General features: G+C 64.0%; 11 protein-coding genes and 1 tRNA gene. 10 read left to right on the top strand and 2 right to left on the bottom strand.

Going from position 1 to position 9,979, the window contains the following annotated elements:
• From ABNS06_RS15015 to ABNS06_RS14980, 8 genes are all read left to right on the top strand, one after another.
• Positions 1-1,670, top strand: a 1,670-nt coding sequence (locus ABNS06_RS15015) for a type IV secretory system conjugative DNA transfer family protein (protein ID WP_348675405.1), incomplete at its 5' end; no start/stop codon positions are given.
• Positions 1,671-1,695: 25 nt separating this feature from the next.
• Positions 1,696-1,992: a hypothetical protein gene (locus tag ABNS06_RS15010; protein ID WP_348675404.1), complete on the top strand. Its 297-nt coding sequence runs from the start codon at positions 1,696-1,698 to the stop codon at positions 1,990-1,992.
• Positions 1,979-2,932 (top strand): hypothetical protein, encoded by a 954-nt coding sequence (locus tag ABNS06_RS15005; protein ID WP_348675403.1) that lies wholly within the window; start codon positions 1,979-1,981, stop codon positions 2,930-2,932. The genes ABNS06_RS15010 and ABNS06_RS15005 overlap by 14 nt, the downstream gene beginning before the upstream one ends.
• Positions 2,929-3,561, top strand: a complete 633-nt coding sequence (locus ABNS06_RS15000; protein ID WP_348675402.1) for a hypothetical protein — start codon at positions 2,929-2,931, stop codon at positions 3,559-3,561. Before ABNS06_RS15005 ends, ABNS06_RS15000 begins: the two co-directional genes overlap by 4 nt.
• Positions 3,562-3,570: 9 nt before the next feature.
• Positions 3,571-3,828 (top strand): hypothetical protein, encoded by a 258-nt coding sequence (locus ABNS06_RS14995; RefSeq protein WP_348675401.1) that lies wholly within the window; start codon positions 3,571-3,573, stop codon positions 3,826-3,828.
• Positions 3,825-4,130 (top strand): hypothetical protein, encoded by a 306-nt coding sequence (locus tag ABNS06_RS14990; protein WP_348675400.1) that lies wholly within the window; start codon positions 3,825-3,827, stop codon positions 4,128-4,130. Before ABNS06_RS14995 ends, ABNS06_RS14990 begins: the two co-directional genes overlap by 4 nt.
• 19 nt (positions 4,131-4,149) lie before the next feature.
• A complete protein-coding gene (locus ABNS06_RS14985; RefSeq protein ID WP_348675399.1) occupies positions 4,150-4,365 on the top strand; it encodes a hypothetical protein in 216 nt (71 codons plus the stop codon).
• Positions 4,366-4,564: 199 nt separating this feature from the next.
• Complete coding sequence (locus ABNS06_RS14980) at positions 4,565-4,861, top strand: hypothetical protein (RefSeq protein ID WP_348675398.1); 297 nt, start codon at positions 4,565-4,567, stop codon at positions 4,859-4,861.
• 1,515 nt (positions 4,862-6,376) lie between these two features.
• Here ABNS06_RS14980 and ABNS06_RS14975 read toward each other — a convergent pair.
• Positions 6,377-6,467: transfer RNA gene (locus ABNS06_RS14975), tRNA-Ser, on the bottom strand.
• A gap of 133 nt (positions 6,468-6,600) precedes the next feature.
• Here ABNS06_RS14975 and mltF point away from each other — a divergent pair.
• Entirely contained in the window at positions 6,601-8,079 is a 1,479-nt protein-coding gene (gene mltF / locus ABNS06_RS14970) for a membrane-bound lytic murein transglycosylase MltF (protein ID WP_348675397.1), read from the top strand.
• 93 nt (positions 8,080-8,172) lie between these two features.
• On the top strand, positions 8,173-9,693 hold the full coding sequence (locus ABNS06_RS14965; RefSeq protein ID WP_348675396.1) for a trypsin-like peptidase domain-containing protein: 1,521 nt from the start codon (positions 8,173-8,175) through the stop codon (positions 9,691-9,693).
• Between the two features lie 55 nt (positions 9,694-9,748).
• Here the strand turns inward: ABNS06_RS14965 and ABNS06_RS14960 are convergent.
• On the bottom strand, positions 9,749-9,979 hold a 231-nt coding region (locus tag ABNS06_RS14960), incomplete at its 5' end, for a type B 50S ribosomal protein L31 (RefSeq protein WP_348675395.1).

The following is a 9,979-nucleotide window of genomic DNA, read 5'->3' as shown; positions in this document are numbered from 1 at the left end:
GTCTGGCGTTCCCGAGGCTCTACGGCTGGTGGCCGCGCCTGCCGTGGCGGACGGTGGTCCGCCTCTGGAGCCGCATCGCTCACTGGCATGAGCGCGTCTTCGTCATGGGCCGCCGGGCGACCGGCGGCTTTGCCGGGGCGCTGTCGGTCCTGAGCCACGTCCACCGGCGCGAGCACATCCTGCTCGGACGAGCCAGTGCTCTGGGCATCGGCTTGCAGCAGCCGGTCGGGATCAAGGCGCAGCGTCATTTGTTCATGTACGCGATGACGGGAGCGGGCAAGACGACCAGCCTGATTTCGATTTTGTCCGAATGGCCCGGTAGCGCGCTGGTCATCGACCCGAAGGGCCAGATCACCCACGCCCTGAACCGGCATGACCGGCGTCGTCTCTGGGCCACCATCAAGCCCTACAGCAAGCACTCCGCCCGCTTCAATGTCTTCGACATTCTGGCCGAAGTCACCAAGAGTGAAGGGCCGGATGCGGCTGTGCTCTGGGCGCAGCGGATCGCCGAAGCGCTGGTCATCACCCCGCCGGGTTCCAAGCAGCCGTACTTCACGCAAACGGCGCAGGCGTATCTGGCGGGCCTGATCCTGTTCGTCTACCGCAACTGCCCGCGAGAACAGCAAGACCTGGGCACGGTGCGTGATCTGATCGTCTTCGGACTCCAGGTCTTCAACCCCGATGGCCGCGAGGATACGAACCGCGAAGAAGCCCAGAGCTTGTTGCAGCAAGCCATGGACGAGTGCTGCTCGAAATGGCCGGAGGGCCGGGTCATTGCCGGGGGCGCGGCGGGCCTGATCAGCGCTGCCGGAGAAACCGGCGGGAATGTGCGTTCAACCCTGCAACAGCAAACCGCTTGGCTCGACAGCCCGGCGGTGCGCCGCACCGTCTTGGGCAAGAGCACGTTCTCACTGTCCGACCTCAAATCCCGCGACGACCGCATCGTCACGCTCTGCGCGCCGGTGCTCTCGATCCGCGAAGAACTGGCCCCGTTTGCCCGCCTGCTGCTCAACATGACGGGTTACGTCTTCGAGGCACATACGACCAAGAGCAAGTATCCCTGCTTGTTGATTGCCGACGAGCTGCCGTCGCTCGGCTACAACGCTGCCTTCGAAACCATGCTTCCGGTCGCCCGTTCTTACGGGCTGCTGGTGCTGGGCGTCGCCCAGAACGTCGAGCTGATGAAGAAGACCTATCCCAACAGCTACGGCAGCTTCACGGGTGAGGCTGATGCCGTGTTGTGGATGGCGACCAACCACAACGACACCGCGCGGCTGCTCTCCGAGACGCTGGGCAACAAGACGCTGATCGAGATCGAGCGCGACCCGAAAGGTGAGCGCAAGCCCAAAAAACACTACCGGGACGTCAAGGTCATGGACCCCGATCAGGTGCGGCGCTTCCTCTCGCCCGAGAGCGGCCATCTGATCGTCACCCGCGCCGGGGGCCGCCCGATGAAGCTCAAGGTCGAACCGTGCTTCAAGGCGCTGCCCGTGTGGCGCTATGCCCCCGATCCCGACCACCGCGAATCCTGGCCGCGCCGCCTGAGTCGGGCGCTATTGGGCCGTCCTGGACCTGAACCCGTTCAGGCCGACGCGGGCGCGGACGCGCTTCACGATGAGGAAACCGTGAGGAATCCCGCTGTCCGGCTTTCGCACGATGACCAGCAGTAATTCCTTCCAGCACAGGAGCCATCCGATGAAACCCGACCCTGACAACTACCGCTATGAAGCGCCGCCGGAACTGGAGCGCCTCAGCGAGGAAGTCCGCGCCCTCGTGGTGCCGGGCCTGTCCTGCCTTGCGGGTGTGGCCCGTCGCATCCGCGAAGGCGTGCGCCTGGAGCTGCGCCGTCTGGAGCGTGAACGCGAGGAGGTGCTGATCGAAGGTCAGGCCGCCGCGACGTGCCTGCTGATCGCGGCAGGGCATGCGCCTGCCGAGCGCCCGAAGAGCTATTTCGAGCAACTCACCTGGGAGAGCCGTGATGAAGACGATTGAACATGCCGCGTTTTTGCATGAGGACATGGTGCGCTTTCAGATGGCACTGACGGTGGTGATGCGCCAGGCCGCCTCCGCGCCGTGGAAGTTGTTTGTCGCCGGTGTCTGCGCTGTCTGCGCGCTCCCGATCCCGTTCATCGACGCCGAGATTCTGTATCGCGTGTTTGATTACGTCGGCGGCGACGGGGCGATCTGGAATTCCTCGGTGATGGCGGCCAGCGGACTGGTGGCCTTTGCCGCCTACAAGCTGCTGGCGCACCAGCGGCCTGACAGTCCGATGATCCGGGCCGTGGAGAGGATCGTCGCCGGGGCTACGGTGCTCTACATGCTGGGCGTGGGCGCACTGGTGAGCCTGATCGTCTACGCGCGGGGCCTGAAGGAGCTCACCGTGCCTTCCGATCCGTGGACGAGTTTCACCGAAACGGCGACTGCCGATCCCGGCGCATGGGTGGACACGCTGATGAAGGACTTTGCCGGGCCGGTGTCGGGGGCCTTGTTCTCACTGGCCCTGGCCGGAATCACGGTGATGTCGATCTTCGTCATGGTGAAGCTGAGCGCACTGGCCGCCGAGAACTTCGAGCAGGGCCGCTCGCTGATCCGCACGGCCCGGCAGGCGTCTGCTGACTACAAGGCCGTTCGCTTCGCCCGCAGTCGCTACGCCGAGCTGGGGGATGCCATCACCGGGCTGCGCGGGCTGTGGACGCCGACCTTCATTGCCGAGCGCCTGACCGATGACGTGCTGGAGCGCATCGCCCGTGCGCTGCTGCCGCACAAGAAGATGCTCAAGCGTCTGGAGGTGGAAGCGTCATCGCCACTACAGACCGACACCCCGAATCTGGAGGCCGTGGCTTCCAGCATCGCCGCCATCGAGGCGGCGACCCGCCGCAAGGACGTCGAACGCGCCTTGCTGATTCCGACCGACCCGGAGACCTCATCATGATGAACCGCATTTTTCTGGCGGCAGCCTGCCTGTGCGCCCCACTGGTCAGCCACGCCGCCATCGCGACGTTTCTGAGCGATCTGTCCACCAGCATGCCGCTGCTGCGTGATCCGGCCTTTGCCGATGCCACGGCGAAGTATGTCGAAAGCCAAGTGGCCGGGATGCACCCCGGCGATGAACTGGTGTTCCGGACATTCGGGATGCCGGACGATCCCCGCAACCTCAAGACCCTGCGTATCAAGCTGGACGACCGGCAGAACAGCCCGGCACTGGCCGCCGGGAAGGCCGGAAAGCTGATCGCGGGCCTGCAAAGCCTGCGTGACGCCGGTCAAGGCGGGACCCAGCTTGTGGGCTGGCTCCAGACCTACGGCCCGTCGCTGAACTGCCGGGATGGCGATCACCTGTATGTGCTGACCGATGCCATCGAGTCCTCCCCGCAGACGGACGCGAGCGCGCTGCTCGGCGGCAAGGCGGCGCTACCCAGGATCAAGCTCGATCTTGAAGGCTGCCGGGTCACCTTCTACGGGCTGGGGGCGCTACGCCCCGGTTCTCAGGTGCAGGCGCTGCGCCGAGCCTGGACGGAGTGGATGGAGCCGACCGGGGCCGCATTCACGGCCATCACCCCGTAGGCCGCGCCGATGGTCACCCAGGACATGCTGGAGCGGCTGCGGGCCGAACGCCGGACCCCGCAGCCCGCTCCGGCCCCGTCGATGGACCCGGGCATCCAGCGCAGTGCTGACGCCTATGCCGATCACTTGCGCGAGCAGCACATCACGCTCGGCGAGCAAAAGATGCGCTTGGCGCTGTGCAAGCTCCGGGCGGACCGGGCGCAGGCCGTGCTCGATGGTTACGCCCAATCCCAATTCAACCAACAGACCCAGGAGGTCAAACCATGAGCGATCAAGCACAAACCCCGCAGGCCGCCCCGACCACGGGCGGAGCCACGCAGTCGGACGATCCCAACAGCCCGACGCACTTTGCCTACACCGTGAGGCAGGACCGCAACGGGCAAAACCACTGGACCAGGCTCGGGGCCGGATGGCCCGACGTGGATGGGGGCTTCTCGATCCAGCTCGATGCCACGCCCGTCGATGGCCGGATCAGTCTGCGCCCGCGCGAAGCGCTGGAGCGCATGCGCGCTGAACGCCAGCGTCAGCCGTCCGCCTCCCCGCAGCAAGACCCCACCATCAAACCCTGACCATGAAGGAGGTCACGCCATGAGTGAAGCAGCCCCAACCCCAACCACATCCACCAAACCGACCCACAACACCTATGCGGTGACGCTCGGACCCGACGGTCAGGAGTATTCCCGCTATGTCGGTCCGGCCTGGAAGAAGGAGACCGGCCTGTCGATCTGGATACCCGAGGATGTTGAAGTCACGGACGACACCCGCCTTGCCGTACGCGCCCGCAAGCGTCCGACCGGCGAATGATCCGTGAGCCTTACCTGCCGCCCAATCCGGGCGGTAGGCGGTTTTGAAACAGTTGAGAGCGATCAACTGTTTTTTAGATAAATAGGAATTTAATCCTTGTCAAAAACAGGATTAAGGTTTATCAAAGTTCTTGCTTTGTTCTTTTAATGGAAAGGAGGAAAGAGCAAACCAAGAAACGAAAAGAAAGGACATCACCGCCATGAGCCCAGACGACCCCGACACCCTGAGAGCGCCGGAGCGGGCGATCTACGAACCGCCAACGCTTGATCCCGAGCAATACCGCGCATCCTTGGCGGAATTCAAGATGACCAAGGAGCAGCAAGACGAACTGCTCGCCGTGCTCTGGAACATCATGCGCACCTTTGTCGAACTCGGCTGGGGCCTTGATTCTGTCAACAGCATATTTTCTGAAATGGCACAAAACGCTGTGCTGGATTCTGAAAACACGCTAGAACAAAACCATCCAACCAGAGAAAGAAAGCGAGGTGAGCCATGACTCATCTTAATCAGCAAAAGGCTGTCATTTATTGCCGTGTCTCGACCAAGCGTCAAAGTGAGGAGGGGGACGGTCTGGACTCTCAGGAAACCCGCTGCCGCGAGTATGCGAAGGCCAACAATCTCGCCGTGGCAGAGGTCTTCAAGGACATCAAGTCCGGCTACAGCATTCACCGCCCGGCCATGCAGGAGATGCTGCGGTTTCTGCGCCAGTCTCGGCGCGAAGAAATGACGGTGATCATCGAAGACATCAGTCGTCTGGCGCGCGGTATGCGGGCCCACATGGTCTTGCGCGACGCCCTTGATCGCACCGGAGCGGAGTTGCGTTCTCCCAACATCCGGTTTGGCGAAGACGCCGACAGCGAGTTCTTCGAGTATCTGATGGCGAATGTCGCTTCGTATCACCGTCGCAAGAACGGCGAGCAGGCGTCCAGCCGCAGTCGTGCCCGCCTGCTCAATGGTTACTACGTCAATCCGATCCCGCCGAGAGGCTACAAGTGGATCAAGGCCCCATCCGGCGGCGGCAAGATCATCGTCCGCAACGAGCCGCTGGCGAGCATCATTACCGAAGCGCTGGAGGGTTTTGCCTCCGGTCGCTTTCAGACCAAGGCGGAAGTCAAACGCTTCTTAGAGCAGCAACCGGAGTTCCCGCGCAACTATCGGGGCGAGGTGACCCATCAAGAGGTGCAGCGCATCTTGTCACGGGTGGTGTATGCCGGATACATCGAATGCGAAGCCAGAGACGTGTCACGGCGCATGGGCAAGCACCCTGCCTTGGTCAGCTTCGAGACCCACCAGAAGATCATGCAGCGCCTGCAAGACGGCGCGTACGTTCCGGCGCGCAAGAACCTCAATGAGGATTTCCCGCTGCGCGGGTTTGTGGCCTGCGGGGATTGCGGCAAGCCGCTGACGGCCTGCTGGAGCAAAGGCCGGAACACGGCCTATCCCTATTACTACTGTGTCACGAAAGGCTGCGAGAGCCGCAGCAAGTCGATCCGGCGTGATGTGATCGAGGGAGAGTTCAAGGAGCTGGTGAAATCCTTGCAGCCATCCAAAGCTATGTTCGCCACTGCCGTATCGATGTTTGAGACCTTGTGGAACCATCGGCGCGATTGGCAGACCGCTCGCCGGTCGCACCTGGACGCGCGTCTGCGCGAACTGGATCGCGAGACGGACAAGCTGGTCAAGCGGATTGTCGAGGTTGAGTCCTCAACCGTCGTCTCAGCGCTGGAGCAACGCATCAAGGCCGTGGATGCCGAGAAGATTGTTGTGCGCGAGAAGGCGGCGAAGGTGGCGCTTCCGAAGCGTCCCTTCGACCAGGCACTTCGAACCGCGCTGGCGTTTCTCGCAAGCCCTTGTGATCTCTGGGATTCCGAGCGTTTCGAGCACAAGCGAGCGCTGTTGAAACTGGCTTTTGCCGAGCGTTTGCAATATGTGCGAAACCAGGGGTTTCGAACCGCTGAAATCGCCTTTCCATTCAAGGCGTTAGCCTGCCCGCAGGCAGGCTCTGTGAAATTGGCGGAGAGGGTGGGATTCGAACCCACGTGGGGCGTTCGCCCCCAACCGATTTCGAATCGGTGCCGTTATGACCGCTTCGGTACCTCTCCTGGACCTGTCGCGAGACGCTGGTCCCTGACACGACAGGGCGCGCATTCTACCGTCTCCGCCAGGAAACGCGAGTGCGGGATGACGGCGGCGCACGGCAGTGGGATCATGAACGCAGAGGAAGACAGGACCCGCGTGAACTTGGCCATCAATCGCTGGACCCGCTGGAGCAGCCTGCTGCTGGTGCTCGTGATCACGCTCGGAACCGCGGTCACCTGCTCGACGCCGGGCACGGAACTGGACGCGATGAAGGTCCGGGGCACGTTGCGGGTCGCCACCATCAACCGCGCGACGACCTACTTTGTCGATGCCGAAGGCGACCCTGCGGGCTTCGATCACGACCTCGCCGTGCTCCTCGCCGAGGACCTGGGCCTGGAACTCGAGCTGCAGGTCTACGATTTCGAGGCCGACGCCCTGGCCGCGGTGGCGCAGGGCGAAGCGGAGATCGCCGCGACGGGCTCCATCGCCACGGGCGCGCGTCGTGCGCGGTTTCGTTATGGCCCGACGCTGCGCAAGGTCACACCACAAGTGGTTTACCGCCGTGGATCGCTGCGCCCGCGACAGGTGGCGGATCTGCGTGACCCGCTACGGATCGCCGCCGACTCACCGCTGAATGACGTGGCCGAGCGCCTGGCCGCATCACATCCCGAACTGGAATGGACCTCGGTTCCGAACGCGGACGACGACACCCTGCTCTACCAGGTCGCCGAGGGCGAGTACCCGGTAGCCGCGGCCGGTTCGGACGTGATCTCGATCAGCCGACGCTTTTATCCCCGCCTCACGGTGGCGTTTGATCTGGACGAGGCGATGCCGGTCGCCTGGGCATTTCAGCGAGGGGAGGATCATTCGCTTTACAACGCGGTGGTCCAGTTCATCGTCAGCCTCAAGGCATCCCGCGAACTGGACCGGATTCGAGATCGCTATTTCGGGCAGCTGGGACGCCTGGACTACGTCGGCAGCCGCGAGTTCTCACGCGACGTGGACCGTCTGCTTCCCCGCTATCGCCCACATTTCGAACAGGCGGCCAGCGAGAACGGGCTGGACTGGCGCCTGCTCGCCGCCGTGGGGTATCAGGAATCGCACTGGGAAATGAATGCCCGCAGCCCGACCGGGGTCCGCGGCATCATGATGCTGACGCGTGACACGGCGAAGCACCTGAAGATCGCGAATCGAAACGATCCCAAGCAGAGCATCTTCGGAGGTGCCCGCTACCTGCGCCAGCAGATCGATCGCATGCCTCCGAGCGTGACCGAGCCGGACCGGACCTGGATGGCCCTGGCCGCCTACAACCTGGGTCGCGGCCATCTGCTGGATGCGCGCGACATCACGGCCGAGCTGGGCGGCGACCCGGACCGCTGGGTGGACGTGCGCGCATCCCTGCCGTTGCTGACCCAGGCGAAATGGCATTCGCAAACGAAATACGGCTACGCGCGCGGACACGAGGCGGTGAACTACGTGGGCAACATCCGCACGTACTACGACATCCTCACCTGGATCACCGGTGCGGAGACAGCCGACGATGCTCCAGCGGAGGAACGTCCGCAGAAACCACCCGCGGTGCGCGAACAGGATCCAAGCACCCGTGCGCTGGACCTGGAATCGCCCATCCTGTGAGCGTGGTGATGCGACGCCAACGCCTTCGTCATCACCGCCTGCGCGCCGAACTCACGTTATAGTCCTGAGCTGAACGCACGCCGAGATTCCCGCATGAAACGCACCTGGCTCCTGCTGGCCGCACTGGCGCCTGCCGGCCTGATGGCCGCCGCACCTGTCGGCCTGGATTCGACCCTGCCATTGGCCCGTGTCGAGACAATCAACCCGATCGTGCTCGAACGCCAGGCCGCGCTGGCGCCGCCGGCGCCACGCACGCCCCTGCAGATCGCCCGCGCCGTCGAATTTCGCACCGACAGTGAACAGGCGGGGCTGTGGGAGGCGCTCCCGACGCAGCGTCGCGTCTGGCGCGCGGTGATTCACGCCGAGGAGGCGGCATCCGTCGGCGTCACCCTGCAGGCCTCCGCCGCACTGGAAACCGCGGACGTTCATGTGTACTCGCCCGACGGGCGTCGATCGCATGCGTTGAAGGCCCGCGATGGGCGGATGCAAAGCCCGCTGGTAGGCGGCGATACGCTGGTGCTGGAGGTCGTGGCGGACGCCCGAAAGGCGCAGCCGCTGATCCGGATTACCCGGATCGACTACGGCTTCATGGACCCGGCAACCGGTGAGTCATCGCACAAGTCGGGCGCCTGCAACATCGACACCGTCTGTCCCGAGGGCGATGCCTGGGAAAACGAGATCCGCTCCGTCGCCCGTTACACCTTCGGCGGCGTGCTGGGCACGTTCCTGTGCACCGGTACCCTGGTGAACAACTCGGCCCGTGACCAGCGGCCGCTGTTTCTCACCGCCAATCACTGCGTCAGCACCAACAACGCCGCCGGCAGCATGACGCTGTACTGGAACTACGAGACCAGCACCTGCGGCGGCACGCCGGATGGCAGCCTGGACCAGAGCCAGTCCGGCGCCACGCTGCTCGCGACGAATGCCGATTCCGACTTCACGCTGGTCGAGCTGGACGAGACACCCTCTGCCGCGTTCGACGTGTTCTACGCGGGCTGGGACGCCTCCGGCGCCGTTCCCTGCGGCGTGGCCACCGTCCATCATCCGGCGGGCGACGAAAAGCGCATCAGTTTCGAATACGCCTCCCTGCTCCAGACCGACTACAGCAACAATACCCAGGACACCAGCGCCGAGTACTGGCGCGTGGAGGACTGGGATCTGGGCACCACCGAAGGCGGATCGTCAGGCGCCGGGCTCTGGGACGAATCGCATCGGATTGTCGGCCAGCTGTCCGGCGGCGGCGCGGCCTGTGGCAACGACGAACCGGACTGGTACGGTCGGTTCAGCGACAACTGGGATAACGGCTCGGACGCCAACAGCCTGCGCCCCCATCTGGACCCGGCCAACACCGGTGGTCTGACGCTGAACGGCCTGGACCCCGACAACCCGGGTGTCATCGTCACCGATTTCACCACGCTGTGCGGCGGCATGTCCGATGACGGCGGGGACGACGGAGGCGATGATGGTGGCGACGACGGCGGTGGTGATTCCGGCGGCGACGACAACGGTGGCGGCACAGGCGGCGGAATCGGCAGTGATTCCAGCGGCGCGCTGCACTGGGCTTTGCTGCTGCCCTTGCTGCTCGCCGGACTGCGCCGGCGATCAGGCCGCTAAAGCCATAAAAAAAGGCCCGCTTTCGGCGGGCCTTTTTCGTTCCTGCGGCGACGGCTTACTTGGAGATGCCGTAACGCTGGCGGAACTTGTCGATCTTTCCGGTGGTGTCCGCGGTGGACTGCTTGCCGGTGAAGAACGGGTGCGACTTGCTGGACACGTCCAGCTTGATCAGCGGGTATTCGTTACCGTCTTCCCAGGCAATGGTTTCCTTGGAGGTCGCGGTGGACCGGCACAGGAAGGCGAAGTCGCTGGAGGTGTCCTTGAACACGACCGGGCGATAGTTCGG

This window comes from uncultured Abyssibacter sp., from assembly GCF_964000955.1.
In the GTDB taxonomy this organism is placed as follows: domain Bacteria; phylum Pseudomonadota; class Gammaproteobacteria; order Nevskiales; family OUC007; genus Abyssibacter.
Note: the sequence above shows the minus strand (reverse complement) of the source record. Positions and strands in the feature narration are given on the sequence as shown.

Bases quoted from the DNA above. Each gene is read 5' to 3' on its own strand.
- ABNS06_RS15000 (WP_348675402.1), top strand. From the start codon at position 2,929: ATGATGAACCGCATTTTTCTGGCGGCAGCCTGCCTGTGCGCCCCACTG.
- ABNS06_RS14995 (WP_348675401.1), top strand. From the start codon at position 3,571: ATGGTCACCCAGGACATGCTGGAGCGGCTGCGGGCCGAACGCCGGACC.
- ABNS06_RS14965 (WP_348675396.1), top strand. From the start codon at position 8,173: ATGAAACGCACCTGGCTCCTGCTGGCCGCACTGGCGCCTGCCGGCCTG.
- ABNS06_RS14990 (WP_348675400.1), top strand. From the start codon at position 3,825: ATGAGCGATCAAGCACAAACCCCGCAGGCCGCCCCGACCACGGGCGGA.
- ABNS06_RS15005 (WP_348675403.1), top strand. From the start codon at position 1,979: ATGAAGACGATTGAACATGCCGCGTTTTTGCATGAGGACATGGTGCGC.
- ABNS06_RS14980 (WP_348675398.1), top strand. From the start codon at position 4,565: ATGAGCCCAGACGACCCCGACACCCTGAGAGCGCCGGAGCGGGCGATC.
- ABNS06_RS15010 (WP_348675404.1), top strand. From the start codon at position 1,696: ATGAAACCCGACCCTGACAACTACCGCTATGAAGCGCCGCCGGAACTG.
- ABNS06_RS14985 (WP_348675399.1), top strand. From the start codon at position 4,150: ATGAGTGAAGCAGCCCCAACCCCAACCACATCCACCAAACCGACCCAC.